The organism is Taurinivorans muris (assembly GCF_025232395.1).
GTDB classification, from domain to species: domain Bacteria; phylum Desulfobacterota; class Desulfovibrionia; order Desulfovibrionales; family Desulfovibrionaceae; genus Taurinivorans; species Taurinivorans muris.
Window position 1 is genome coordinate 738,805 of the sequence record NZ_CP065938.1, and the last position, 24,679, is coordinate 763,483.

At 39.6% G+C, this 24,679-nt stretch carries 31 protein-coding genes and 1 pseudogene; 7 read left to right on the top strand and 25 right to left on the bottom strand.

The features are described from left to right. Positions 1-213 precede the first annotated feature (213 nt). Positions 214-378, bottom strand: a complete 165-nt coding sequence (locus JBF11_RS03440; RefSeq protein ID WP_334315984.1) for a hypothetical protein — start codon at positions 376-378, stop codon at positions 214-216. Positions 379-487: 109 nt separating this feature from the next. On the opposite strand from JBF11_RS03440, the gene relB reads away from it, so the two are divergent. Continuing rightward, entirely contained in the window at positions 488-712 is a 225-nt protein-coding gene (relB, locus tag JBF11_RS03445; RefSeq protein ID WP_334315985.1) for a type II toxin-antitoxin system RelB family antitoxin, read from the top strand. Between the two features lie 486 nt (positions 713-1,198). Here the strand turns inward: relB and lysC are convergent, their stop codons facing one another. The 22 genes and pseudogenes from lysC to JBF11_RS03555 form a co-directional block, all read right to left on the bottom strand. Further along, positions 1,199-1,441, bottom strand: coding sequence for an Rz1-like lysis system protein LysC (gene lysC, locus JBF11_RS03450; protein WP_334315986.1), 243 nt, complete (start codon positions 1,439-1,441; stop codon positions 1,199-1,201). Positions 1,442-1,563: 122 nt separating this feature from the next. Next, positions 1,564-1,938, bottom strand: coding sequence for a hypothetical protein (locus JBF11_RS03455; protein WP_334315987.1), 375 nt, complete (start codon positions 1,936-1,938; stop codon positions 1,564-1,566). A 32-nt stretch (positions 1,939-1,970) separates the two neighbouring features. Next, a complete protein-coding gene (locus tag JBF11_RS03460; protein ID WP_334315988.1) occupies positions 1,971-2,381 on the bottom strand; it encodes an N-acetylmuramoyl-L-alanine amidase in 411 nt (136 codons plus the stop codon). A gap of 20 nt (positions 2,382-2,401) precedes the next feature. Continuing rightward, positions 2,402-2,917 carry a phage holin family protein gene (locus JBF11_RS03465; RefSeq protein WP_334315989.1) on the bottom strand — a complete coding sequence of 172 codons (516 nt, stop codon included), beginning with the start codon at positions 2,915-2,917 and terminating at the stop codon, positions 2,402-2,404. A 304-nt stretch (positions 2,918-3,221) separates the two neighbouring features. Continuing rightward, the gene (locus JBF11_RS03470) at positions 3,222-3,797 is read right to left on the bottom strand and encodes a hypothetical protein (protein WP_334315990.1); all 576 of its coding nucleotides are present in this window, start codon (positions 3,795-3,797) and stop codon (positions 3,222-3,224) included. After that, positions 3,798-4,403 (bottom strand): hypothetical protein, encoded by a 606-nt coding sequence (locus JBF11_RS03475; protein WP_334315991.1) that lies wholly within the window; start codon positions 4,401-4,403, stop codon positions 3,798-3,800. A gap of 31 nt (positions 4,404-4,434) precedes the next feature. After that, positions 4,435-5,007, bottom strand: a complete 573-nt coding sequence (locus tag JBF11_RS03480; RefSeq protein ID WP_334315992.1) for a hypothetical protein — start codon at positions 5,005-5,007, stop codon at positions 4,435-4,437. A gap of 86 nt (positions 5,008-5,093) precedes the next feature. Beyond that, positions 5,094-5,645, bottom strand: coding sequence for a hypothetical protein (locus JBF11_RS03485; RefSeq protein ID WP_334315993.1), 552 nt, complete (start codon positions 5,643-5,645; stop codon positions 5,094-5,096). Positions 5,646-5,731: 86 nt separating this feature from the next. Continuing rightward, on the bottom strand, positions 5,732-6,328 hold the full coding sequence (locus tag JBF11_RS03490) for a hypothetical protein (RefSeq protein WP_334315994.1): 597 nt from the start codon (positions 6,326-6,328) through the stop codon (positions 5,732-5,734). A gap of 57 nt (positions 6,329-6,385) precedes the next feature. Beyond that, a complete protein-coding gene (locus tag JBF11_RS03495; protein WP_334315995.1) occupies positions 6,386-7,234 on the bottom strand; it encodes a phage tail protein in 849 nt (282 codons plus the stop codon). 29 nt (positions 7,235-7,263) lie between these two features. After that, positions 7,264-8,178 (bottom strand): phage tail protein I, encoded by a 915-nt coding sequence (locus tag JBF11_RS03500; protein WP_334315996.1) that lies wholly within the window; start codon positions 8,176-8,178, stop codon positions 7,264-7,266. 2 nt (positions 8,179-8,180) lie between these two features. Then, a complete protein-coding gene (locus JBF11_RS03505) occupies positions 8,181-9,305 on the bottom strand; it encodes a baseplate assembly protein (RefSeq protein WP_334315997.1) in 1,125 nt (374 codons plus the stop codon). 200 nt (positions 9,306-9,505) lie between these two features. Next, positions 9,506-9,835, bottom strand: a complete 330-nt coding sequence (locus JBF11_RS03510; protein WP_334315998.1) for a GPW/gp25 family protein — start codon at positions 9,833-9,835, stop codon at positions 9,506-9,508. A gap of 12 nt (positions 9,836-9,847) precedes the next feature. Continuing rightward, the gene (locus JBF11_RS03515; protein ID WP_334315999.1) at positions 9,848-10,240 is read right to left on the bottom strand and encodes a phage tail protein; all 393 of its coding nucleotides are present in this window, start codon (positions 10,238-10,240) and stop codon (positions 9,848-9,850) included. Between the two features lie 600 nt (positions 10,241-10,840). After that, on the bottom strand, positions 10,841-11,947 hold the full coding sequence (locus tag JBF11_RS03520) for a DUF6402 family protein (RefSeq protein WP_334316000.1): 1,107 nt from the start codon (positions 11,945-11,947) through the stop codon (positions 10,841-10,843). 489 nt (positions 11,948-12,436) lie between these two features. Beyond that, complete coding sequence (locus JBF11_RS03525; protein ID WP_334316001.1) at positions 12,437-13,114, bottom strand: DUF6402 family protein; 678 nt, start codon at positions 13,112-13,114, stop codon at positions 12,437-12,439. 238 nt (positions 13,115-13,352) lie between these two features. Beyond that, a pseudogene (tnpA, locus tag JBF11_RS03530) lies at positions 13,353-13,759 on the bottom strand (IS200/IS605 family transposase). Positions 13,760-13,939: 180 nt separating this feature from the next. After that, entirely contained in the window at positions 13,940-15,019 is a 1,080-nt protein-coding gene (locus JBF11_RS03535) for a ParA family protein (protein ID WP_334316002.1), read from the bottom strand. 516 nt (positions 15,020-15,535) lie between these two features. Continuing rightward, on the bottom strand, positions 15,536-16,534 hold the full coding sequence (locus JBF11_RS03540; protein ID WP_334316003.1) for a DUF6402 family protein: 999 nt from the start codon (positions 16,532-16,534) through the stop codon (positions 15,536-15,538). A gap of 515 nt (positions 16,535-17,049) precedes the next feature. Further along, positions 17,050-18,156: a DUF6402 family protein gene (locus JBF11_RS03545; RefSeq protein ID WP_334316004.1), complete on the bottom strand. Its 1,107-nt coding sequence runs from the start codon at positions 18,154-18,156 to the stop codon at positions 17,050-17,052. Positions 18,157-18,158: 2 nt separating this feature from the next. After that, the gene (locus tag JBF11_RS03550) at positions 18,159-18,626 is read right to left on the bottom strand and encodes a phage baseplate assembly protein V (RefSeq protein WP_334316005.1); all 468 of its coding nucleotides are present in this window, start codon (positions 18,624-18,626) and stop codon (positions 18,159-18,161) included. Position 18,627: 1 nt separating this feature from the next. Continuing rightward, on the bottom strand, positions 18,628-19,644 hold the full coding sequence (locus JBF11_RS03555) for a phage late control D family protein (protein WP_334316006.1): 1,017 nt from the start codon (positions 19,642-19,644) through the stop codon (positions 18,628-18,630). A 179-nt stretch (positions 19,645-19,823) separates the two neighbouring features. On the opposite strand from JBF11_RS03555, the gene JBF11_RS03560 reads away from it, so the two are divergent. From JBF11_RS03560 to JBF11_RS03585, 6 genes are all read left to right on the top strand, one after another. After that, entirely contained in the window at positions 19,824-20,006 is a 183-nt protein-coding gene (locus JBF11_RS03560) for a type II toxin-antitoxin system HicA family toxin (RefSeq protein ID WP_334316007.1), read from the top strand. Positions 20,007-20,020: 14 nt separating this feature from the next. After that, positions 20,021-20,443, top strand: coding sequence for a type II toxin-antitoxin system HicB family antitoxin (locus JBF11_RS03565; protein WP_334316008.1), 423 nt, complete (start codon positions 20,021-20,023; stop codon positions 20,441-20,443). A 17-nt stretch (positions 20,444-20,460) separates the two neighbouring features. After that, the gene (locus JBF11_RS03570; protein WP_334316009.1) at positions 20,461-20,706 is read left to right on the top strand and encodes a type II toxin-antitoxin system HicA family toxin; all 246 of its coding nucleotides are present in this window, start codon (positions 20,461-20,463) and stop codon (positions 20,704-20,706) included. Between the two features lie 9 nt (positions 20,707-20,715). Then, positions 20,716-21,126, top strand: coding sequence for a type II toxin-antitoxin system HicB family antitoxin (locus tag JBF11_RS03575; protein WP_334316010.1), 411 nt, complete (start codon positions 20,716-20,718; stop codon positions 21,124-21,126). A 251-nt stretch (positions 21,127-21,377) separates the two neighbouring features. Continuing rightward, entirely contained in the window at positions 21,378-21,641 is a 264-nt protein-coding gene (locus JBF11_RS03580; RefSeq protein ID WP_334316011.1) for a type II toxin-antitoxin system RelB/DinJ family antitoxin, read from the top strand. Then, complete coding sequence (locus JBF11_RS03585) at positions 21,634-21,912, top strand: type II toxin-antitoxin system YafQ family toxin (RefSeq protein WP_334316012.1); 279 nt, start codon at positions 21,634-21,636, stop codon at positions 21,910-21,912. The genes JBF11_RS03580 and JBF11_RS03585 overlap by 8 nt, the downstream gene beginning before the upstream one ends. A gap of 6 nt (positions 21,913-21,918) precedes the next feature. On the opposite strand, the gene JBF11_RS03590 is transcribed toward JBF11_RS03585, so the two are convergent. Continuing rightward, on the bottom strand, positions 21,919-22,116 hold the full coding sequence (locus tag JBF11_RS03590) for a tail protein X (protein ID WP_334316013.1): 198 nt from the start codon (positions 22,114-22,116) through the stop codon (positions 21,919-21,921). A 10-nt stretch (positions 22,117-22,126) separates the two neighbouring features. Then, positions 22,127-24,595 carry a phage tail tape measure protein gene (locus JBF11_RS03595; protein WP_334316014.1) on the bottom strand — a complete coding sequence of 823 codons (2,469 nt, stop codon included), beginning with the start codon at positions 24,593-24,595 and terminating at the stop codon, positions 22,127-22,129. Positions 24,596-24,679 lie beyond the last annotated feature (84 nt).

Consider the following 24,679-nt stretch of genomic DNA (forward strand, 5'->3'; position numbering starts at 1 on the left):
ATTATGCTTTCTTCTTTTGTGCATTTTGTTTTTTTACTTCACGAAGACCAAGAAATCCGAAAACCTGCTATAACAGTCAAATACCAATAAGGATATAAGAGGTCATTTCTTACTTAGCCTTATTCTGCTTTTCAGCCTTATGCACAATATAAACGGCAAATGCACCCACAGCGACAGATAATGCGGTTATAAAAATCCAAATAGGCGGCATAATTATTCTCCTCCTAATTTTACACTGATAAAAACAGCAATTAATATAAAAAACAATCCTGAGATGATACCATACCAAACAGACTGAAATGCTGAAACAGCAAAACTTGCAACTGCAAAGTTCACACTGAAATCTTTTATTGTTATAAGTAACGGTTTATAATCCATCTTTTTTTCCTTTCCGATTAAATCATAAGCATTTTTTCAACTATTGACAATCATTAATTTTTAACAAACAATATGAACAATTGATTGACACAGGTAAAAGGAATAAAGAATGCTGACAATAAATATTCCCCCGCATTTGGAAAACCTTCTGAATACGCTGGCAAAAGAACAGGGACAGACAAAAGATTATCTCATCTGCTCCATTTTGGAATCATATTTTGAAGACCGGGAAAACGCTTTATCCGCTGATAAAGCGTATGCTGAATTTTTGGAAAACGGCAAAAAAACAATTTCTTTGTCTGAAATGGAAAGCCGTTTAAAATTTGAGGAGTGAATTATGCCAGTATGGACCGGAATTTTAATTTTCATTATCTGTCTTGGAAGTTTTGGCATTCGGCCGGCAAAAAAAAGCCAGCCAACAGTATAAAAACAATATTAAATAAAACAAACCCTCATTCGAGGGCTTATTTTAATTCAGCTTATTTTTCCTATTTTATAAAGAAAATATAAGACTCCTGCAATAACAGAAGCTCCAATAATTATATATGTATAGGGATTCATTTACTACCTCCTTTCAATAAACTTAAATAGCATAAAAAAGCTCCTAAGATAACACAAAATACACCGGCAAAAACACCATACATCCGCGTATCTGTAAAAATAGCGGTGGCTATGATTGCCGACCCTGTTGTCATAAAAGCGTTAGACCAATATTTTAACATCTTTTTTTCCTTTCTGGTTAAATCATAAGCATTTTTTCAAATTATGACAACTTAATTAAAAGAGAAACCCTCGGCAAAAATCCTGCCGGGGGCTTTGTTTATTCCATGCTCTTTCTTATCGTATTCAGCCGGGCGTTGCAGAGGGTGAGGTTTTGTTCAAGTTCCAGAGCATAGAGAAGCAAGTCTTCATTTGTTGTGTCTTGGTTTATCGGCATGACGGGCATGGGGACTTCCTGCAGGAGGATTTCAGGCACGGGCTGTTTTACGGTTTCAGTCGTGTAGATCGGTGTTTTTGCGCAGGAAACAAGACAGAAGAGCAAAACGCAGAATATTTTTCGCATGAAAATTTCCTTATGATCAGCTTTTTTGTTAAAAATTTAAAATCGCCTGGTTAGGTTTTTTATCGAAACAAAGCGGAAATACACATTCGCTTATACTTCTTCCGAGGATATGTTTTGCACTGCTAAAAAATAACGCTCTCGTGCGGCTGTGAAACTTGCTGTTTTTGCTTTATCAAAATTTCCAAAATAGCTTGCGGTATTTTTTGTTCTTTCCAAGTCCTGCTTGCTTCGTCCGTGCTTCGGGTAAGAGCCTGCCTCTTGGCTTTGGTTTGTATCTCAAGCTCTTGCCTTTGCTTTTCCAAAAGCAAAAGCTGTTCTTCCTGCTTCCTGCTTTGTTCCAAAAGGCTCGCCATGGCGTCTTGCTGTTTATCCGCAATCTGCTGTAAATTGGCAATCTGCGTGTCTTTGAGCTTGTTTTTCGCCTGCAATGTTTCGATTTTTTCCTGCAAAAGCCAGACAATAAGCCCGGCTAAGGCGATAAAAACAAACTTAGCCATGATACTGCCATTGAATAAATACTTCATGCACATTATACCATTCCCTTGAAAAATTCCCGCACATCAAAGCACGGACAGGCTTTATTAGCAAACTCATTATGACCGTGCAGGGTGGCGTTCGGGTATTCTTTTTTGAGTTTTGCCGCAAGGTTTCGCAAGGATTGAAACTGCTTATCCGTAAAATTGTTCTCCGCCCTGCCGTTTTCGTCAATGCCTCCCGCAAGGCAGATACCGATTGAATTTTTGTTTTGTCCCTTGCAATGCGCCCCGGCAATTTCAATATCCCGCCCCTTTTCGGTTTCCCCGTTCCTGCGGATCACAAAATGATAACCGATTTCATCCCAACCCTGCTTTTTATGCCACATGTCAATTTCCGCCGCCCCGATGTCCTGTGTGGGCTTTGTGGCGGAACAGTGGATGATTATTTTATTGATTTTTCTCATTTATTCCCCTAAAAACTTCCTTATTCCTTATTATTAAAACTTTGTCCTATTTTTTTGTTGATTTCGCTTTCAAGCCGTGTTTGCAGTTTTCCCGTGTATTTGAAAATGATTCTGTCCAGCCAGCGATTGATTCCGAAACCGAAACACGCCAAATGGTGGTTAATGCTCGCAAGGTTCAGCAAGATAAGCACGCACAAAAACAAATCGAACCAAAACGTGCCGCTGTATTCAAAACTTATGCGTTCCTGCACGGTCAAGTCGAACGCCTTGCAGGCGAAGCCCACAATCAAAATCGCCAAATAAAGGCTGACCACTTTTTTAAACCCTATCCATGCCTTGAACCATGAAAAACGCCTGTTCCGCTTGGCGCGAAAAGCCCCCAGGAAGAAATCCGCAAAAATAAGGTATTGGATGAGGGCGAGCAGATACTCGCTCGCCCCGAAGTGATAGGAAATGAACGCGGCAAACGCCGATACGGAAATTTTTATTTCCACATCATGCATGAACGCCAAAACATACTCGCAAAAAAAGAACATAGCATTCCTGTGTGTAACGCGGTTGTTTTTTATATAAAAGAAATTTTATATTGTTTTTGGGAACAGTCCCCAAGATTTTTTAGTGGGACCTTATCCCACACCCTAGAAAGAGGGGGACACTCCGGGGGATACTCCCCCTGTTTGTACCCCTCTTTCATCTCCCCGAACAGCCCCCCATTTCACTCTCTTTCAGCAGGAAGCTGACGCTTCCGCTTCCAGAGGGTGAAATCCGCAAATCAAAAATATTGCCGATATGAAAAACTGTACAGTAAAGCTGAACAACTTAATACGCATTACGGCAAACCTACTCAAACATGGCTGCCGCTTGACTTGCCACATCCTCAGCAAAAACCGCCTGCACATCCACGGCTTCCACCTCCGCGAGCGTTTTCGCCGTATTCAGCAAATCCCGCACCCGTTTATAGCGTCCCAGATACAGCCCGCGAACCGGGGCGAAGTCTTTGGCGTTTTCAACGATTTTTCGGGCAAGTTCGGTGAGTTCCACTTGCGAACCAAGGCTTATTCCCGTGATAGTCGGAATTTCGGCTTTATCAATTCCATTGTCCGCCAGATACGCCGCGGCTTCGCTTTTCTGCACCTCGAAACTCTCGCTTTCCGCCCGCGGATAAGCGGAAATTTCCGCAAGCTTGGCATTGAGCAATTCTTCCGCCTCGTGCAGTTTCACGGCTTTCAAGTCGTCCGCCTTTTGCGCGTCGCTTTTCATGGGGGCGAAGCCCTTTTCATACCAGCCCCAGTCAACATCGGACTGTTCGATTTCGCTTTCCCCGCGGGTCAGCGTCCAGCCCAAGTCCTTGGCAATTTCTTCACTTTCCGTGAAACTGCCCAGTTTGTGATTTTCGATGTTTTCTATGTATATCATTTATTTTTCCCCTATTGCATAAAAGAATTGTGCTTTTATGTTTTTGCAATTTTGAGTGCCTGCAATAAAACTTTGACCTTTTGATACCGGCAAAACTACTCCGCATTCAATATTGGGAGCTCCGGCATTACTGCTGGCAAACACGCTACCGACATGAAGCCAAACACTTGAATAAGAAGCATTCGTCTCATTTGCTTGCCCAAAAACATGCGCCCAGCCATTTGCAGAAGCGGTAAAATTTGCATGATACCTTTTACTTTCAGGATTATAACTAAACTGAATGTCAATATGTTTAGCCGAATTTAGCATGCCTATTCCTGCAAGATAACTGTCCGTCAATTTTCTTGTTGTTTTCGGTTTTGCCATAATTTTCGAGGCGTCAAATTGCACATCGAACGGAAATTCCGCATTGCCCGGGTTTTCCGTGATTACGCAGGTCGTGTTATCCGCATATTTGGCGTTATCGCCGAAAATCTCGCTTACCATAGCTTCGGGCATTCTGATCGCCCCTAATCTTTCCAAAGCTTCGCCGTCCGCCTCGTTATCCACATTCAAAATCGTCGACGCGCCTTTCGCTATATATATATATATATAGGATTTGCCCATTTCTCACTCCTTTGTTTATTGTTGTTTCAAATCAAATTTCGCCTTGTGCATAGATAAACCGTGCAGTTATATTGTTACAGTGCTGAATCCTTAGATCATACCCTACACGTTTAATTGCAGGTACAAGTGAAGCACAATATCCTGTGGGAGCTGCAAATGAACTGCTCATGCCGTAAATTCTTTTACTTTCAGTAACATAACTTGAGGAGTATATGCTATCGGTGCCAGTAGCATTTCCAGCGATATAAATCCAACCGTTTGCCGGAGCAGTAAAGTTTGCAGCATAATATCCAGTAAAATTATGCAAGTTTTCTATTGGCACATATGTCAAGGGGATATTTATGTAATTGGTTATTTGCGGAAAACCAAGTTTTGACATATAACTATCCGTCAGCAGTTTATCCGTTTGCGGTTTTGCCATAATTTTCGAGGCGTCAAATTGCACGTTGAACGGAAATTCGGCATTGTCAGGGTCTTCCGTAATTACGCAGGTCGTGTTATCTGCATATTTGGCGTTATTTCCGAAAATTTCGCTTGCCATGTTTTCGGGCATCCTGATCGCCCCGAGTTTTTCCAAAGCTTCACCGTCCGCCTCGTTATCCACATTCAAAATCGCCGGCGCGCCGTTCGCTATATATATATATATAGGATTTGCCCATTTCTCACTCCTTTGTTTATTGTTGTTTCAAATCAAATTTCGCCTTCAGCGTAAAAAAAGTAACCAAATCGTGCAGATGTGTCACGTGTGACAAAATGAATACATTCACCTTTCTTTATCGGAATACCCGCACTAGCAGAACTCCCGCCGCTTCCCAAAGCAGTTGAACGAATTACAGGATTACTGAAATTGCTCACACTAACTAAACAGTTTTTACCTGCCGCCGGTTCGGCACTGATAAATGCCCAGCCATTTGCAGGAGCGTCATAAAATGCTCCATTCCAAGTAGATCCGTCGCTTAGAACAGGAAGATTGATAGTTATATATTTCTTTGTAGCTGGCATACCAATTCCTGCAAGATAACTGTCCGTCAATTTCCTTTTGGTTTGAGGCATGGCGGGGATTTTAGAACTATCGAATTGAACATTGAACGGAAATTCCGCATTGTCAGGGTTTTCCGTAATTACGCAGGTTGTGTTATCCGCATACTTGACATTCTCCCCGAAAATTTCAGTTGCCATGTTTTCGGGCATCCTGATTGCCCCGAGCTTTTCCCAAGCTTCGCCGTCCGTTTCGTTATCCACATTCAAAATCGCCGGCGCGCCGTTCGCTATATATATATATATAGGATTTGCCCATTTCTCACTCCTTTGTTTATTGTTGTTTCAAATCAAATTTCGCCTTCAGCGTAAATAAATCTTCCAATAGGACTATTCAGGTTTTGAATATAAAATTCACAGCCATATCCTTTTTTGATCGGCAGAAAACAGTCGTGCCAAGCTTGAATTTCCGTATGGTCATGCCCCTCGGCTGAATAAATAGCATTTTTATTTTCATCCAAAATATGTAATCCTAAAATTCCTGTTGTTTTATAATTCACTTTAGTAGCACAAACATGGATGTAACCATTGGCAGGAGCCGTATAAACAAAACCACTATACGGAGTAAACCGAATAAATTTATTGCTTGGCATACCAAGCCCTGCAAGATAATTTTCCGTCAATTTCCTTGTTGTTTGCGGTTTTGCCATAATTTTCGAGGCGTCAAATTGCACATTGAACGGAAATTCCGCATTACCTGAATTTTCCGTGATTATGCAGGTCGTGTTATCCGCGTATCTGGTGTTATTTCCGAAAATCTCATTTGCCATGTTCTCAGGCATTTTAATCGCCTGCAACGCTTCAAAATTTGCCATATCACGAGCATTATCAATATTGAACAGCACAGGAGTATTGTTCACTTCTTTTATATACGTTGCCGTATTCATAAAAACCTCATTTTTTCAAGCGAGAGCGAGTGACAGGAAGCCACTCCGAGCGTCATCTCACTGGTAAGCATAAATCGTTGTTGCGGTTGAAATTTCAAAAACTTCCAAAATCAGCACGTCATTTTTGGGAATAATTGTCACAACGCCGGAACTTTTTACGCCGGTCAGCTCGTCAACCCCGAGCAAAACCGGCGTGCGCTCTTCCTGCACCGCCCCGTCTTTGGGCATGAAATACGCCCTTGCGTTGATGTTGCTTGGACTGTGCAGATAAAGAAAAAGCGGATTATCGGGTGTCACAAGCAAAGTCCAGCCGCCCGCCGTGCTGCGGCTGCCGATGAGCGTCAGCTGAGCGGATAACGCAATATCGGCTTTCAGTTTTTCAACAATCTCTTCGTGGGCGTTCGGGTCGCTGTCGTGTTCGCCAAGCATGCGCTCCACAAATTCGCGCGTTGCGAGAACTTGGGCGGGGTCTATAAAAATTTCAATGGTTCCTGCGTCCAAAACACGAATAATCATACGCACCAGCAAATCAGTCGCCGCGCCTGACTGAAGATCGGTTTTTTCGGTCAGCGGCGTATTGCCGACAGCGAACATGGTTCCGTCTTCAAAAAACAGTCCCACTTCCCGAATAAAAAATCCACCGACGACTTGAGGAATAAGAAGCTCCGCCGTAAATTCGCCTTCAACGTCTTTATTGATGACAATGTCGTTGATTTGCCCTCTGTACGTTTCATGCACAAGGCTTGTCATGGTTGAATCAGGTTCAATGGGCTGCCCGCTGCCGTCACCCACCGCCATATGCGTAAGCTTTATGCTTGTGCCCGTGGCATGCGCCATTGCCACCGCATTCCGCCCGAGATTTGTAGTGACTGTTTTAAATTTCTGAGAATTGGATAATTGCGTCATATATAACTTTGCTCCTTTCCTGCTTTTTTCTATTTTGCATACACTATGCGAATAATCGCTCCGCGCTGCTGTTCTTCCGCACTTGGCAGGATGGACAAAATGCTTTCCGTATGCATGGCTTGTACCTGCCAACTTTGATTTTCTTTCGCACCAAGTTCTGTAACAAGTTCAGGCTCAATAATCATGATATTTGCGATTGCCGTACAAAACCCGTATTTCGTTTCACCCTGCGAACCTATGGCAACGGTTATTCCGTCGCAATGGGAACGCAGGCTTTTTGTTGTTTCAACAATCCTTTTCGCCCGCAAGACATGGTCGAACAAAAGCTCTTCGCCAAGCACCGTGAGTTCCGCCTTGAAATGGTAAGGACTGCCGTTATAATCAGCCTCAAACCATTCCTCTCCATGACGCTCGGTCAAGCATCCTGCCTGACACTCGCTCTCGCTTGCGAAAAGCGTGGTTTTCGCTTCGCTCGCACAGCGTGGCTCCGCACTTCCTGTGCTATTATAATCCGTTTCAAACCATTCTTTTATCCGAAGTTCCGTGTCTTGCAGGGCTGCCTCGACAGCTCGTTTTACCGCCCATTTCGTGCCTTTTTTACGGTGAATTTGGATACTTGCTTTCACCATTTCAAGCTTTTCCCGATAATTTTTCGCTATATCGTAATCGTCAACATGGAATTGCCACGCAAGCAGGTCGAGCAGGTTTTCCTCCAAAGGACGATAGCCCCCGAGCGAGGCTATTCTTTGCAAAACTTCACTTGCATTTTCTGAAATCCCATCCGTATCGAAAAGCCTTGAAAGCAAGAGCAAGCCTGCGATGCGGGCTGTGCTGTCCGAAAGCTGCTGCTCAATGCCGGCAAGGCTTGCCTGCATGCTTTCATCATTTCGTATACTTGGCGGGAGTACATCGGATAACGGCGTATCGGAAAGAAATTTGCTCATTTTTACTCAACCTCGACCCCTCCGAAAGTCACCTGCACATTGGTTTCTTTGGCTATTTGAGTTTGCTCAATTTTTTCAAAAGCAGGGCTTGTTATTTCCACGCGCTTCGCCCCTGCCTGCATGATAAGCCGCGTCAGTTCGCTTGGATTGATGTCCCGTCCTGGCTTTTCTTTCTGCCACAAGACATAGTTTTCAACGGCTTTGTTCACAGCCGATTGAATAAGGGCGTACTGCGCACTGTTTTTTTGTTCCAAAAACCACGTGCAGGCAATTTCATACTCCACAATATCGGGGGCTGAAACCTGCACAAAATCCGTCAGAGGCCGCACATCTTCCGCTGACAGATAATTCTGCACAAGCTCAATCATGGCGCTGTTCGGAAGTTCTCCGCCTTTCAGCACAAAACGGATGTCCACAATTCCGGGCGTGGGGCTTGTGGCGGTGACGGCTGAAATTTCGCTGCTTGCGTTTTTGGTTTGCGCAACGTAGCTTTCCATGCTTCCCGCGACTGTGAACGTTTCCGGAGCAAGGCGTATCCGCTCCCGAAGGTGTTCGTCGTCTTCCGTTTCATCACCGTTTGTCACGTCTTCGGAATTTTCAACAACCGTCACATAGGGCAGGGGGTCGACAATTTCGCTTATTTGCCCTTGGCGCAGTCCGTTGGCTTTTTCATTGCCAAGACTGCATTCCGCCAAAATATCCGTATTTGTTTCCCCTGCCGCAAGAACGCCGTTTTCAAGGGTTTGGAAAATAACCTCGCCGTCCTTGGTTGCGGCGCGCGTGCCTTTGGGAATGCTGACGTCAAAGCCGAGCGCCTCGGACAGACCGAATTTAAGCAGCGTCTTTGCAGGCTTCGCTTCCTGTCGTTTCACGCCCATCAGCTCGCCCAAATGATCCAAATGCAAACCCGAAGCATATGCCAATAAATTTTGCTTGGCTGCGTAATCAATCACCGCATTTTGCACGGAGAGCGTATAGGCAAGGGATTTCAGAAACAGACGCACGGGGTCGGCAGGGTACAGGGTTGTTCCTGCCAGTTCCTCATAGCGTTTGATGATATTGTTTTCCGTTTCCTGCGGGGTTCTTCCGCTTTCCGCGGTTAAAAATGAAAAATCATCGGAAATCATGGGCGTATTCCTCACGGATGACCTTTACGATAACGTTTCGGAGCTTACGTCCTGTAAGCTCACTGACTGTCGCTTGCAATTTATGCGAAAATTGCTTCGCTCCCTCTATCTCTGCTGTCCATTTGCGTAAAGTTCGCAAGCTCACTAACGCAAACAGCTTTGCTGCCTTCGGTGGCGCGAGGCACGCACATCCTGTGCTTTCATGAAATAAATTCATTTTTATATTCCTCACGAATTTCAAAGGTTATTTTCGGAAACAGCTTGCCGTTCAGATTGAATTGATTTTCAAAATCAATGCCCGTCACCTTTATACGCGGGATATATTTTTCAAGCTGTGTAACCAGTTCCGCCACAATAAGCGGTCTCGCCTCGTTTATGGGGCTGTCGATAAAATCCCACGAAACGCCGAAATCACGATCAAGGGGAACCGTGCCTTTGCGCGTTGATAAAAGCGTATTGATTTCCTGATACAGCCCTTGCAAACCTTTCGCCCCGATTTGTATGGCTTTTTTATTATGCAGATATTCCATGCTAACGCCGCCTTAATGGTATTCTTTCAAAGACACAGACAAATCCATTCTTGTTATAAGATTGCCAAGTATTTCCCTGTCTTTTTCGGAAATATCTCTTATGACAAAATTACCCAGGTACTTCGTGCCGATGACAAGGGCGAAGGCATTACCTGTTTTCGCCATTGCGGCAAGCTCGTCCCTTTGTTTGGAGCAGTCTTTCGGCAGCGGGTTCAGCCCACGGTCAAGGACCATGTCAAAGGTGATTTCTTCCAAAGCCTCACCGGCAAATTGCAGATACGGTTTGCCTTTTACCACTTCATGCTCTAAAAAATTATAGTTTCTCTTGCGTGCAAGATTTTTAAATGTCGTAACATCAAAAGAACTGGTGCGAAAAAGAAAAGTGCCAAGACTTCCAACCAACATAAAAAACTCCTTGCATAGATATGGAGCATGATAGCAGAGTTTTATCTTCCTGTCGTGGACACTATGGACGCTATGGACACTATGGACAAAAATTTTTGAGCTTTATTCAATAAAAAAAGTGCGTTACGCACCTTTTGAAAGAATTGGATTTTTTATTTTTATACAATATAAAACTATTTCATAAGAGTGATCAAATAATAACTTATTGCTAAAATCATATAAGTAATTATTACGCCTAATGGACTCAATAAGATACTGTTTACAAAATATAAACAACATTTATTGTGCTTAGTTTGATTTTTCCAAAAATTATATGTAACTTTAATTGATAGATATAAATATATTATTCCTATTAAAGTAGGTATAAAATATTTTATATCTACCTGATAAAAATCATAATATTCTTTTGCGTTAATTAATCCATTGATGAAAAAGGAATAAATACCTTCATAACAAGCCATGATACACTGTATATAACTTTCAGACCTATGAAGTATATTCTTTAACAAACCAAACAATAAAATATAAGGCAAAAAAATTAAAGAAAAAGACAAAAAAATATGAAATTTTTTATTTTGTGTAGTCATTTAATGAAAAATACTAAATAATTGCAAATACGTCAATTATTTTTTGATTAGATAATACTGTAAAATCATTCCCAATTTTATTATATTCTCTCAACTCTCTAAATCTGCCATTCGTCATTAATTCACCATCAATAACTTCATAAATATTCATTTGCTTATCTGCACAATTCCAATATCCTAAAATATCTTTAAATGGATTTTCAGAACTCTCAAAATTAAATGTATCATGTACAAAACCAGCTATCTGTTCTACCTTAACAGAAAAATTATTCTCAAAATATTCAATTTTTCCTTTAGCTAAAAATTTAAACGTAAAACTTCCAAGTGCAACAAATAATCCTGTAAACTGGGTAAAGGCTTCCACAATTAAATTCCAATCATAAAAATTAATAGAAATATGCTGATAATGATGTTTATCCCATTCTGAAAAAGGAATATTAATAAAATCAAATTCCGTTCTTTTTTCTGCAATATAGCCCAATTCGTGCAAATATTTTTTTATCTGCTTAATTGCATTTTCATTTAAAATTAGTGTTTCTATTGCATCATTCCATTGTTCTTCAGCTTTTTCATACGACAACACCCAATCAATATCCACCCAAAAGGGATTGGGATTGTTTTGCGGAACATCATTTGCTTCACCTGCAAGCCATTTATAAAACATATCCCGCAGATAGTGCCAGCCTATTCTGTCTTTTTCATTGGCTTTATTTCCCATTGCGTCGGCAATCAGCGGCAGGCAGAAGAAAATATCATCTTCTTTTCTTCTTGTATGCCGTGTAACTGTTTTTTTTAATTCATACCCTGCTTTATTCAAAGCTTTCTCATTCCCGTTGCCAATAATGAAAAAACTATCTCCCTCCGCCACGGTTCCTCCGCAGCTTATGGGATCGCCTACCCGCCCCACTGCTCGCCCATTGACAAAAAACGAAGGACTGCCGCCTGCGAGTTGTCCTTGATGCGGACTATGCACCAAACAACCGTGCGAAGCGTATTTATCGCCAACCAAAACAACGGGCTTGCCGTTGACTAAAAAATTATTTGCACCTTCGATCGCTTCAACCGGGGCGCAATTATCATGCCCCGTACTTTTATCGCCTTTTCTTGTGATTGCCGGCATAGTTTACTCCCATAAGTGGTTTACTACTGCATTAGCAAAGTTTTATTTTCCTGTCGTGGACAATATGGACGTAGTGGAGAATATGGACAAAAATTTTTGAGCTTTATTCAATCAAAAAGGTGCGTTACGCACCTTTTTGAGAGAGAAAGATTTAATACAAAGTTATTTTATTATCTTCCACTACCAATAAAACCCAAAACCTCCCAAAAAAAGAAACCTGGTATTCCCCACACAATAATATAGAAAAAATAAAAGAAAAAAACCGTTATGTTATTTTGTTTTTTGAAAAATGCTATTGTTACAATGAAAGTTATTATTAATAATTCCCAAAGGACACTATTTATTTTATATCCTAATAAATCAATATATTCACAAAAGAAACTACCTATACCACCCAAAAAATATAAAAAGAAATTATAGTGTTCATTTCTTGCAATATATAAATAAATAAAAAAAGATAAAAAAATAAAAAATTGTATTAATAAAACGTTACGGATATGAAATATTATGTTGTTCATAGTTATAATTATACATATATTCAACAAAATTGTCAATTAATTTAGGCTTTGACAACACTAAAAAGTCATTGCCAATTTTATTGTATTCTCTAAAATCCCTAAACTTTGCATTACATATTTTTATATAACTTTTATTTGTAAAGCCGGGAATAGGACTCACATCTTTTTCCTCACAGCTCCAATAACCTAATGTATCAAACCCAAAAACTGCATCTCCTTCAAAGTTAAATAAGTCATGAACAAAAATAGCCACTTGTTCAAGAGTAACTTTATATTGATTTTCACCTAAATATTCAATTTTTCCTTTTGGCAAAAAGCGAAACGTAAATGTTGCTAAGGCTGCAATTATTCCTATTTCAACCAAGTGACGCTCTTCCACATCAAAACGCTGATAATAAAGCTTTTCCCATTCCTGCCACGGGCTATTGATAAAATCAAATTTTTTATTCTTTTCTTCAAAATACCCCTCACGGGCAAGAATAATATTTAATGATCTAATAGCCTTGTCTGTTTTTGCTTTGAGAGGAAAGGTAATAGTTAAAAATTCTTTTGGAAAATATCTTAACACCCAATCAATATCCACCCAAAAGGGATTGGGATTATTTTGCGGAACATCATTGGCTTTGCCTGCAAGCCATTTATAAAACATATCCCGCAGATAATGCCAGCCTATTCTGTATTAGCAAAGTTTTATTTTCCTGTCGTGGACACTATGGACGCTATGGACAAAAATTTTTTGAACTTTATTCAAATAAAGACCACCCGCTGATCGGGTAGTTTTCTCAAGCCCTAGAAGGGCATGTTACTGGCTTACGCCTAAAGGCGTTTTGAAGTGTTCGCCAATCGCATTACATTCACAAGCTACTACTAAATAGCTTATCATTGCCTTAATTATTCTTACTGCCCGTAAACGGGTCAAAATATTCTTTGAACGTCATTTGGTCATTGATTATGTCTTCATTCAATTGATTTCGAATGTATAATGTCTGTTGCCATACTTATATTTTAAATTGGCATGTCTATCAAATATCATCAAAGAACTCTTCCCTTTCAAGTACTCCATAAATGACGATACACTAAGATTGGGAGGAATAGACACTAACATGTGAATATGATCTTTACATGCATTGGCTTCATGTATTTCTACTTTCTTTTGTTCACAAAGCTGACGCAAAATTTTGCCAATATCTTCTTTTAATTTATTATAAATTATTTGACGGCGATATTTTGGGGCAAACACTATATGATATTTGCAATTCCATTTGGTATGAGATAAACTTTGATTTCCAGTCATGGAAATGTCCTCCTTTGGTTTTGATTGACGAACACATCAAATGTATACCAAAGGAGGACATTCTTGTATCTAAAAATTTTTAATTCCACCTGCATAGCAGGTGGTTTATTGTCGCTAAAGGTTACAATAAAAAAGGTGCGTTACGCACCTTTTTGAGAGGATTGGAATAAATTAATTATATTATAACTTGATCAAACATTTTGCTATATAAGAATATGTCTCTTTTATCAGCTTATGTGATTCTTTATATTGGTCCACCTTTATAGGATTACCATGTTCATCTTCTCGTTTACTTGGAACAGTTTTAGGAAGTTCTTTTGGTATTAAATCAAATTCAGACTTTCCTAAATCTTCTGCGTTTGTCCGTATTGGAAGTGTAAAATCATAGGATATACCTAAAATAAACGGTTCATATTGAGGAAATATTTTTCTGAATTTTTCTTCAGAAATTGCTCTGTCTACATTATAAGCATAGGAATAAAAATCTTTTATTCTTGTATTCACAAGCTCAATCCATTTATCCGTTGTTCCTGTTGGAGCGGTTATTCCTTTTGTTGTTCTTCTTTTTACTGCTGAAATAATCAGTCCTAAAAATTTGGGTTTGAAACTCAAACCATGCTCTGTAGCTGTCTGTTTTTGATTTTCTAATACAGAAGACCAGTTTTTTATGACATTTTCAAGGTTTTCAACTGCTTGTAAACTAAATAAAGTAGGAAAAGTCGGAACAATAAAATAATCTGACATCATCATCAGAATACCATTGATTATACTACTTGCACTTGGGGAAAAATCAATAAGAATAAAATCATAATCTATTAATTGTTCACGGAAAAATTTTTCAATATTATAAATTCTTCCTTTATCAAATGTATTATTCCGTTTAATAATATCAACTAAATCGGTCTCCAACTCCGCCAAGCGAAAAGAACTTGCTATAAGATTGATTGATCCGTTTTTTTTACTTTCAAATTCTTGTAAATAAAAATTTATTGGAGTTTTTTCACCTCTAATTACAGAATAAATTACTTCATCAAGTGAGGTATATTGGGCATTAAATTCCCGCCATTCTGTGCCATCTTCATCTTTATATTCGCTTTCCATTGAAAAACCAGCAATACGGGCTGTTAAATTCATTTGTGGGTCAGCGTCAACAACAAGAATTTTTTTACCTAACTCACGCAGTGCACAAGCAATGTTGTGTACATTCGTTGTTTTGCCTACTCCACCTTTATGATTGAAAAAAGAAATAATTTTTGCCATATACCAACCTCCTCAAGACCTTTATTTCTTTTTATATCTGCATATCACATTTTGTCAAGAATAGGCTCCATAAGCCTTGCATTTTCAAATCTGAAGATTTTGCGACACTATGGACAAAAATTTTTTGAACTTTATTCAACAAAAAAGGTGTGTTACGCACCTCTTGAGAGAGAAAGATTTAATACAAAGTTATTTTATTATCTTCCACTACCAATAAAACCCAAAACCTCCCAAAAAAAGAAACCTGGTATTCCCCACACAATAATATAGAAAAAATAAAAGAAAAAAACCGTTATGTTATTTTGTTTTTTGAAAAATGCTATTGTTACAATGAAAGTTATTATTAATAATTCCCAAAGGACACTATTTATTTTATATCCTAATAAATCAATATATTCACAAAAGAAACTACCTATACCACCCAAAAAATATAAAAAGAAATTATAGTGTTCATTTCTTGCAATATATAAATAAATAAAAAAAGATAAAAAAATAAAAAATTGTATTAATAAAACGTTACGGATATGAAATATTATGTTGTTCATAGTTATAATTATACATATATTCAACAAAATTGTCAATTAATTTAGGCTTTGACAACACTAAAAAGTCATTGCCAATTTTATTGTATTCTCTAAAATCCCTAAACTTTGCATTACATATTTTTATATAACTTTTATTTGTAAAGCCGGGAATAGGACTCACATCTTTTTCCTCACAGCTCCAATAACCTAATGTATCAAACCCAAAAACTGCATCTCCTTCAAAGTTAAATAAGTCATGAACAAAAATAGCCACTTGTTCAAGAGTAACTTTATATTGATTTTCACCTAAATATTCAATTTTTCCTTTTGGCAAAAAGCGAAACGTAAATGTTGCTAAGGCTGCAATTATTCCTATTTCAACCAAGTGACGCTCTTCCACATCAAAACGCTGATAATAAAGCTTTTCCCATTCCTGCCACGGGCTATTGATAAAATCAAATTTTTTATTCTTTTCTTCAAAATACCCCTCACGGGCAAGAATAGTATTTAATGAATCAATTGCTCTTGCGGTTGTTGCATTGAGAGGAAAAGTAATAGTTAAAAATTCTTTTGGAAAATATCTTAGCACCCAATCAATATCCACCCAAAAGGGATTGGGATTGTTTTGCGGCACATCATTTGCTTCACCTGCAAGCCATTTATAAAACATATCCCGCAGATAATGCCAGCCTATTCTGTCTTTTTCATTGGCTTTATTGCCCATTGCGTCGGCAATCAGCGGCAGGCAGAAGAAAATATCATCTTCTTTTCTTCTTGTATGCCGTGTTATTATTTCGTTATGCTCACAAAGAAGTTTATTTCTTACTGTAAACACTATTGATAAAAAAATTTTGACTTTAATCAATAAAAAAGGTGTGTTACGCACCTTTTGAAAGAATTGGATTTTTAATATATTCCTGAGCCGTTTCCGGGCATGGAGGACACAGAAAATAAAATCCCCCTGTAATGTCCAAATAACAGTATAAAACACATAAAATGATTACCAACTAAAAAATAAATTATATCTCAATGATAAAATGTATCTTATTAAGAACCATAATAAAAATGATTAATATGTTTCAAAATTATCTGAAAAACTATCCATGTCAATATTACCCCTATTGGACTTATCAAAAAACTATTTACCAAATACAAACGGCGTTTATTTTGCTTCGTCTGATTTTTCCAAAAATTATACGTCACCTTACTTGATAAATATAAATATATCATTCCCATAAGAGTAGGAAAAAAACACTCTATAATTAATGTATAATATGCACTAAAAAGATAACAATACCCCCAAGCTTCTTCAAATTTAAATAATCCTTCAATAAAAAAATAATATAACATAGCATAACAATCTACAATAAGAAACTCATTATAACCATGATAAAAATAAAGAAAAATATTGAAAATTCCTACAAGGATTATATAAGGTAAAAAAATTAAAGAAAAAGACAAAAAAATATGAAATTTTTTATTTTGTATATTCATTTGATGAAAATACTAAATAATTGCAGATAGGTCAATTAATTTTTGATTGGATAATACTATAAAATCATTTCCAATCTTATTATGCTTTCTAAATATTCTAAATCTTCCATTAGTCATTAATTTGCCATCAATAAATTCATAAATATTCATCTGCCTGTCTGCGCAGTTCCAATATCCTAAAATATCTTTCGGACGAAATTCTGAAGGTTCAAAATTAAATAAATCATGTACAAAACCTGCTAGCTGTTCTATCTGAACAGAAAAGTCGTTTTCATGATATTCTATTTTTCCTTTAGCTAAGAACTTGAAAGTAAAACTTCCTAAAGCTACAAACAACCCTGTAAATTGGGTAAAGGCTTCAACAATTAAATTCCAGTCGTAAAAATCAATAGATATATGCTGATAATGATGTTTGTCCCATTCTGAAAAAGGGATATTGATAAAATCAAATTCCGTTCTTTTTTCTGCAATATAACCCAATTCTATCAGATGAGATTTTATTTCTTTTATTGCGTTTTCATTTAAAATTAATTCTTCTATAGCCTTATTCCATTGTTCTTCGGCTTTTTCATAACTTAACACCCAATCAATATCCACCCAAAAGGGATTGGGATTATTTTGCGGCACATCATTTGCTTCACCTGCAAGCCATTTATAAAACATATCCCGCAGATAATGCCAGCCTATTCTGTCTTTTTCATTGGCTTTATTGCCCATTGCGTCGGCAATCAGCGGCAGGCAGAAGAAAATATCGTCTTCTTTTCTTCTTGTATGTCGTGTAACTGTTTTTTTTAATTCATACCCTGCTTTATTCAAAGCTTTCTCATTCCCGTTGCCAATAATGAAAAAACTATCTCCCTCCGCCACGGTTCCTCCGCAGCTTATGGGATCGCCTACCCGCCCCACGGCACGCCCATTGACAAAAAACGAGGAACTGCCCCCTGCAAGTTGTCCTTGATGCGAACTATGCACCAAACAACCGTGCGAAGCGTATTTATCGCCAACCAAAACAACGGGCTTGCCATTGACTAAAAAATTATTTGCGCCTTCGATCGCTTCAACCGGGGCGCAATTATCATGCCCCGTACTTTTATCGCCTTTTCTTGTGATTGCCGGCATAGTTATCCCTCTTGAGCAATGATTTGTGAAGCCAGTAAGTTGATAATACCCTGTGCCTTGATAGAAACATTGTCTGCATTTATTTTCATATTATTTTGCGCCGTAATTTCCACATCGCCAACGCAGGAAGCAAACAGTCTATGCTCTTTCCTATTGTATTCTATATACGTCCCGTCCTTGAACGCATGGCAATAAATATCACCGTCGGTTTCGGGTGCTTTTCCCTTCGGGTAATACGAGCCTAAAATAAAGCCTTCTTCGTGCCCGTTCGGCAAAAAAGCGCAAAGCACCTTTGAGCCGATGTCAGGCAAATCGTAATACGTGTCGCCATGGGCACGGGTAACCAAAACAGGAAGCCAGTAAGAGGTTACGGCGTTCGTTGGCGTATCTGAAAAAGTCACCCTGCAGCACATATTTTCGGGGTCTTTTACGGTAACCGTTCCGACCCTCAATAATTCCCGTATATCCATTTCAATACTCCAAACAGAGGTTGAGTTTTAAATTTTGCAAAAGCGTTTTCCCGTCAAGGCTGTAATTCATCTCCGAAACGATAAAGGTTTCTCCCAAATACGCCACGGGGCTGAATTCAAGCCTTGTCCCGCAACGGATAAACGGATTGGGATAAATTTTCATGGTAAGCTCCACAGCCTTTTTGTTTTTTTCCCTAAGCCGCGCCTTAGCCACCTGCTCCGCTTCCGCAAAGTTCTTCACCCTGTCATTGAGTTCCAAAACCTTGCCAACTTTCGGGGCGTTTTGTGGCGTAAATTGATATTCAAAATCTTTCTCTTCCAAGGCATCGTAATATTTTATATGCACGCCGTTATACACGTCCTGACTTTGCACGCGCACATTGAACGAGCAATAATCGCTTTGGGTTATGATTCGTCTTTTTTCCTGCTCTTTGCTTTCTTCGATAATGATTTTGTTGTCAGCAACTTTCAGGCGCAAGCCGTTCTGCCTGCAAACGCCCGCCAAAAAGACAAGGTCGGACTGGTTTTTCTGGTCCACACGCCGTAAGAGAATTTCCTTCGCTTGGTACAGCAGTTCCACGCCCTGCGTGTTCGCTATGTCGCCTGCGACAGCAGAGAGTTTCACATTTTCCCAAGCCCTGTTTTTTTTCTGTCCCGCCAATGAAGAATTTACCAAAGCCGGCACAGCCTTTATACTGATAATCTGCGAGCCCAAGCTGTTCTCGATTTCAAACTCGTCCACTTCAAACTCACCCAAAGAAACTTCATGGATTTCGTCTTCTTTATACCAGTGTTCAAAATACAGTGTCGGAATGAGCGTGTCCCCACGGTCAGGCAGGAAATGCTCATAAATGAATGTTCCGTACTTATCCAAAAAAGAAAGGGAAATATCGTCAGCCTCGCCGTCAAGCCGTTCCGTATACTCAAATTTTGCGATGAACTGCGTGATGTCCCTGGTCAGCTCTTTGTTTTTATACAAAATTCTCACATAAGCGCGACGCGTTTTTTGTGTAAGCATAAGCAAACCCTCTTTTATTGTTTTCATCATATCTACCAAAGAAAAAAAGCTTTGTCGTGGACGTAGTGGAGAATATGGAGAATATGGACAAAAAATTTATTTACAAAAATATTTATTGTTTCAAAAAATATTGACAATACGTAAAAATTTACGTATTTAATATAAAACTAGGAGAACGTATGAAACGCAAGGATATACTCCAAAAATTAGCCGAAGCAGGGCTTATTTTCAAAGAAGGAGGAAACCATACTAAGGTTTATTCAAAAGAAGGTAAATTTTTAAGCGTAATAAGCAGACAAAATGAAATAAATGAATTGCGTGTCCGTGATATCGAAAAGCAAACAGGCGTAAAACTTAAATAATAAGGACAAACACTATGAAATATTATTATGCATATATTTTAAAAGATAAAAAAACTGGATATACCGTATTTTTTCCAGATTTTCCAGAAGCTACAACTCAAGGCGATACTATCGAAGAATGTCTTGATTTAGGAGATGAAGCTTTAAATATTACACTTGAAGAATATATTAGAGAACGAAGAAATGTGCCCGAACCTTCCAAACTGAACGAAGTAAAGAAAAAAGCTAAAGCAAAAATGAAAGAGTATGCAGAATTGCTTGATTTATCTTTTGAACCTCTTATCCAATTTTTTAAGGCTTCTGATACCAGTCAAAAACCAGTAAAAATAACCGTGAGTTTCCCAAAATCAGCTTTAGAAAACATCGACAAAAAAGCCGAACAATTAGGGCTTACCCGATCAGGATTTTTAGTAAAAGCAGCTCTTGCTTATGAGTAAAAAATAAGCCCAAGAAATTGGGCTTATTTTTTACTCATCATATTGATATTTTTTATTATTTTATATGGGGAGGCTATTCTTCAAAAGAAATTATAAAAATCCTGGAGCAAGACGGCTGGTATGAAGTGAACTGCACCGGCGGTCATCATCAATTCAGACATCCGACCAAAAAAGGACGCGTAACCGTCAGCCACCCTTATGAAGATATTCCCCCAAGCACGCTGAAATCCATTTTTAAACAAGCAAACATCGAATTGAAATAAGGTAATACCATGAAAACAAAACAAAAAGACATATATGTTTATCCCGTTATTTTCAGAAACGAAGGTGAAAAAGGAATTGCAATACTTGTTCCCGATTTGGACGTTGCAACCTGTGCGGAAACAGAAGAAAAAGCCTTTTTGGCATCAAGGGAGCTTATCAGCATCACTATCATGGGATTGGAGGAAGACGGCGAAAGGATACCGCCTGCAAGTTCTGTTTCTGAAATAGCTCTTGAAAAAAACGATACGGTCAGTCTTATAGATGTTTTTATGCCTGCCGTCCGCTTGGCAAACAGAAATAAAGCCGTAAATAGAACAGTTACCTTGCCCGCATGGCTCAATGCGAAGGCTTTGGAATATAACATTAATTTTTCACAATTATTGCAAGAAGCTATAAAAAAAGAATTGCATTTATCATAACGCCATACCATCAAATAACACACCCTTTAAGATTTATTGTTCGTTATTCCCCATCATTCCCATGTGGCGGGGATTTTTACCGTCGTTTTTTCTTTCTCCGGCTCTTTGTTTTTATACAAAATTCTCACATAAGCACGGCGCATTTTCTGTTTAAGCATAATCAGTGTTTCCCCATGGACAAAAAATTTATTTACAAATGTATTTATATGTATTACATATAATATACAAACATATACATAGGAGAAAAAGCCATGTCACAAAGCCAAATCGTCCAAGCCCGCATAAATAAAGAAATAAAAGAAGAAGCAAGCACGGTTTTAGCCAATTTCGGCTTATCCATTTCCGACATAATCAGAATTGTTTTAACCCGTGTCGCCCATGAAAAGGCTATTCCGTCAGCACTGTTCACTTCCAACCCCGAAACGCTGCAAGCCATACACGACGTTGAAACAAAAAACATTCATACCGCCTCCTCATTGGAAAATATGTTCAAGGAATTGAATAAAGATGGCTGATACCCCCATTCAATGGACAAACGCTTTTAAAAAAGATTATAAAAGGGAAAAAAAAAAAAATGCAAATCTTGATGCTCTTCTTATGCCCTTGCTTGCAAAGCTTGTTAATAACGAACCGTTGGAAGAACGTCATCACGACCATTTGCTGACAGGGGATAAAAAAGGGTATAGAGATTGCCATATTAAACCCGATTTACTCCTCATTTATCAAAAGCCCGATTTGGATACCCTCATTTTAATCAGACTCGGCTCGCATGCCGAAATATTTTAACAATCATCATTCCCATGTGGCGGGGATTTTTACCGTCGTTTTTTCTTTCTCCGGAACATTGACGGGAATGTTGCCGGAAAAAAGCAGCGTATCCAGGCACGCGGGATTTTCCGCTAAAAGCGTGTGCATTTCATACTCGGAGCCATATTTGCTTTTAGCGATGATATCCCATGCTTCGCCCTGGATTGTTCGTTTTGTCTGCATAAAATTTTCCTTAGTTTGCAAAACTTATCCTTTCTTTCTGGTGTGCTATTTTTTCCATGACTTTTCTGATTATCTCCTCAATGTCGGGACGGGCGTGTTCCATTTGTCTGCGAAATTCGTTTTGATCCAAGCCTTGGACGTTGAACGTCATAGGCACGGAAATCTGCATATCCTGCGCATTGGAAAAGTTTTGTCGATATTCCGATTGACTGATGAAATCCTCGGCGGCGGCGGAAGCGGAAAATACCGAAAACGGATTGGCGACCGCATCGGCGGCGGGACTTAATTTTTCCGACAGATTTTTATTCACCGTCAAATCAATGTCTTTATCTTCGTCAATAAGCCCGACAGCCTGCCCCAGACTTTTCAAACCGTTCCATAACATGACTATCCCGTCCCATATTTCCTTGACAAAACTCGCTATTCCGCTGAAAACCCAGTCGAAAGCCTTACGCACGGGCTCGCAGGTTTGATACAGGGCGTACATGGCGGCAGCCGCCGCTCCCAAACCGACAATAATTATGCCTATGGGGTTTGCCGTCAAAGCGGCATTTAAAAGCCATTGCGCCGCCGTGCCCGCCTTTGTCGCCGTGCTGGCCGCCAGCATGGCGACTTTTTGCGCGGCTAAAGAATACGTCTGCCGCTGTGTCATAAAAGAAAAAGCGTAAGCGGCATTTCTTCCCGCCCAGTGGGCGGCTGTGCTTATTTTTGTTGCCGCCGCGCTTGCCAGCATGAAGGCTTTCTGCCTCGCAAGTGAATATGTTTGTGTTTTCACCGCAAAAGAAAAGGCTGTACCAGCTATTTTCCCCACAGTCCAGACGGTTCGCAAACCGTTTATGGCATACCTTGCGGCAAGGGTTGTCATTTTCAGACCGAGCAAAGCCCCTGCCGTACCGACGATATTTTTTACAACTTCGGGATTTTCTTTTGCAAACTCGGCAAAATTGGTAATAAGCGGGCTAACGCCGGCTATGGTATCATTTATCGCCGGAAGCAAGGCAGAGCCTAAATTGATAGCGACTTCATTTGTTTTATTTTTTAATGTTTGCAGCTGCCCGGCAGTTGACTGCCACCTAACGCCTGCTTCTTTTGCCATTGCTCCGGCATATTGTGTTTCATCAGCACAAATTTCTAAATTTCTTGTTACTAAATCAAGCTGTGAAAGCAAGGGAGAAATAACGTTTAAGCTTTCTTTGCCAAAAAGCGTCTGCATTGTTGAAAGTTGCTCATGCTTAGGCAATTTTTTCAAAGAATTTAATAAGGATAAGACAGCATTAGGGGCGTCCTCCTGCATAGCTTTGGCTAGTTTTACAGTATCAAAGCCAAGTTTTCTAAAGGCAATACTTTGTTGTTTTGTGGCAGCATTACCTGAGGTCATGGTTAAAAGAAAGTTTTTTATACCTGTTGCTGCCTGTTCAGGGGGAACTTTCATACTGACAAGTGTTGCGGATAACGCTGTCATTGGTTTTACTGCCATACCTGCCTGACCGCCAAGGGAACCAATACGTCTGACAACTTCCGCAATATCCTGTTCCGTTGCCGAAGACATGTTCGCAAACTGGTTCATCAAATCAAGCATAGAGCGAGTTTCCTCGAAGCTGAGCCCCAAACTCGCCCGATAGCCGCCGATGGCGTCCGCCGCCTGTTCCTGGCTTATGCCGAACGCCGTTGCCATTTGCGCAGACATGGTCACAAATTCCTGAATATCGGACAATTCCGTCAAACCCTGCTGTCCGGCGGCAGCGAAAAGGCTTGCAATTTCTTCATGGGACAGAGGAATTTGTCTTGCCATGTTTTTAACAGCCTGTTCCATTTCATAATATTTGACTGTCAGATTGCCGTCATCGTCACGCATGCCGTCCATGGTTTTAGCCACATCCGCCATGGAAGCTTCAAATTCAACAGCCTGTTTTATGGGCAAAGAAAGAGCAAAAGCAGGAACAGCGGTTTGCATCATTTCCGCCTGAATGGACGAACGGTTCGCCCTGAAACGCTCCTGCTTTTCCTGCAGGGCTTTAAACCTGTTTTGAAAGCTGTTCGCCTTTTCCATTTCAAGAGAGAGATTGGCATATTTTGCCGCCAAACCGGACACGGAACCTTGCGTATTTCTGATTTGGGCTATATTTCTTTGATAGCTTGCAACATTCCTGTCAAGAGCCTGTGAAAGCCTGCTGACATCTTTTTCCGCTTCCTGAACCTGCAATTCAAAAATCTTGGTATGTTTGCCCGCTTCTTTGCTTTGGTTTTGCAGAAGTTTCAGTTTTCCCTCCGCTGTTGTCAGCTCCTTTCCGAGATTTTTAATATGCTCTTTCTGCCGTATGAACTGCGAACCGATTTTATTGGTATCCGTTTCTTCCAGTTCTTGGATTCTTTTGGCAATTCCCGTAAATTCCCTTTTCGCACCTGTCACGGCAGACCTGAAACTTGAAGATAAGGCTGCGCCTATCGCGAAACTGTATTCAACTTCTTTTCTGCTCATTTTTTATTCCTGGCGATTAACATATCGATATACCCGGCAAATTCCCGGATTGTCATTTCATTTATCACGTTGATTGGCGTATAC

What these genes read in the sequence shown, in the direction of transcription:
- JBF11_RS03490 (WP_334315994.1), bottom strand. Translation starts at nt 6,328, where the DNA reads ATGAATACGGCAACGTATATAAAAGAAGTGAACAATACTCCTGTGCTG.
- JBF11_RS03460 (WP_334315988.1), bottom strand. Translation starts at nt 2,381, where the DNA reads ATGAGAAAAATCAATAAAATAATCATCCACTGTTCCGCCACAAAGCCC.
- JBF11_RS03575 (WP_334316010.1), top strand. Translation starts at nt 20,716, where the DNA reads ATGAAAACAAAACAAAAAGACATATATGTTTATCCCGTTATTTTCAGA.
- JBF11_RS03595 (WP_334316014.1), bottom strand. Translation starts at nt 24,595, where the DNA reads ATGAGCAGAAAAGAAGTTGAATACAGTTTCGCGATAGGCGCAGCCTTA.
- JBF11_RS03535 (WP_334316002.1), bottom strand. Translation starts at nt 15,019, where the DNA reads ATGGCAAAAATTATTTCTTTTTTCAATCATAAAGGTGGAGTAGGCAAA.
- JBF11_RS03590 (WP_334316013.1), bottom strand. Translation starts at nt 22,116, where the DNA reads ATGCAGACAAAACGAACAATCCAGGGCGAAGCATGGGATATCATCGCT.
- JBF11_RS03555 (WP_334316006.1), bottom strand. Translation starts at nt 19,644, where the DNA reads ATGCTTACACAAAAAACGCGTCGCGCTTATGTGAGAATTTTGTATAAA.
- JBF11_RS03505 (WP_334315997.1), bottom strand. Translation starts at nt 9,305, where the DNA reads ATGATTTCCGATGATTTTTCATTTTTAACCGCGGAAAGCGGAAGAACC.
- JBF11_RS03550 (WP_334316005.1), bottom strand. Translation starts at nt 18,626, where the DNA reads ATGGATATACGGGAATTATTGAGGGTCGGAACGGTTACCGTAAAAGAC.
- relB (WP_334315985.1), top strand. Translation starts at nt 488, where the DNA reads ATGCTGACAATAAATATTCCCCCGCATTTGGAAAACCTTCTGAATACG.
- JBF11_RS03495 (WP_334315995.1), bottom strand. Translation starts at nt 7,234, where the DNA reads ATGACGCAATTATCCAATTCTCAGAAATTTAAAACAGTCACTACAAAT.
- JBF11_RS03580 (WP_334316011.1), top strand. Translation starts at nt 21,378, where the DNA reads ATGTCACAAAGCCAAATCGTCCAAGCCCGCATAAATAAAGAAATAAAA.
- JBF11_RS03475 (WP_334315991.1), bottom strand. Translation starts at nt 4,403, where the DNA reads ATGGGCAAATCCTATATATATATATATATAGCGAAAGGCGCGTCGACG.
- JBF11_RS03560 (WP_334316007.1), top strand. Translation starts at nt 19,824, where the DNA reads ATGAAACGCAAGGATATACTCCAAAAATTAGCCGAAGCAGGGCTTATT.
- JBF11_RS03440 (WP_334315984.1), bottom strand. Translation starts at nt 378, where the DNA reads ATGGATTATAAACCGTTACTTATAACAATAAAAGATTTCAGTGTGAAC.
- JBF11_RS03470 (WP_334315990.1), bottom strand. Translation starts at nt 3,797, where the DNA reads ATGATATACATAGAAAACATCGAAAATCACAAACTGGGCAGTTTCACG.
- JBF11_RS03510 (WP_334315998.1), bottom strand. Translation starts at nt 9,835, where the DNA reads ATGGAATATCTGCATAATAAAAAAGCCATACAAATCGGGGCGAAAGGT.
- JBF11_RS03455 (WP_334315987.1), bottom strand. Translation starts at nt 1,938, where the DNA reads ATGGCTAAGTTTGTTTTTATCGCCTTAGCCGGGCTTATTGTCTGGCTT.
- JBF11_RS03565 (WP_334316008.1), top strand. Translation starts at nt 20,021, where the DNA reads ATGAAATATTATTATGCATATATTTTAAAAGATAAAAAAACTGGATAT.
- JBF11_RS03585 (WP_334316012.1), top strand. Translation starts at nt 21,634, where the DNA reads ATGGCTGATACCCCCATTCAATGGACAAACGCTTTTAAAAAAGATTAT.
- JBF11_RS03520 (WP_334316000.1), bottom strand. Translation starts at nt 11,947, where the DNA reads ATGCCGGCAATCACAAGAAAAGGCGATAAAAGTACGGGGCATGATAAT.
- JBF11_RS03465 (WP_334315989.1), bottom strand. Translation starts at nt 2,917, where the DNA reads ATGTTCTTTTTTTGCGAGTATGTTTTGGCGTTCATGCATGATGTGGAA.
- JBF11_RS03515 (WP_334315999.1), bottom strand. Translation starts at nt 10,240, where the DNA reads ATGTTGGTTGGAAGTCTTGGCACTTTTCTTTTTCGCACCAGTTCTTTT.
- JBF11_RS03545 (WP_334316004.1), bottom strand. Translation starts at nt 18,156, where the DNA reads ATGCCGGCAATCACAAGAAAAGGCGATAAAAGTACGGGGCATGATAAT.
- JBF11_RS03500 (WP_334315996.1), bottom strand. Translation starts at nt 8,178, where the DNA reads ATGAGCAAATTTCTTTCCGATACGCCGTTATCCGATGTACTCCCGCCA.
- JBF11_RS03525 (WP_334316001.1), bottom strand. Translation starts at nt 13,114, where the DNA reads ATGTTTTATAAATGGCTTGCAGGCAAAGCCAATGATGTTCCGCAAAAT.
- lysC (WP_334315986.1), bottom strand. Translation starts at nt 1,441, where the DNA reads ATGCGAAAAATATTCTGCGTTTTGCTCTTCTGTCTTGTTTCCTGCGCA.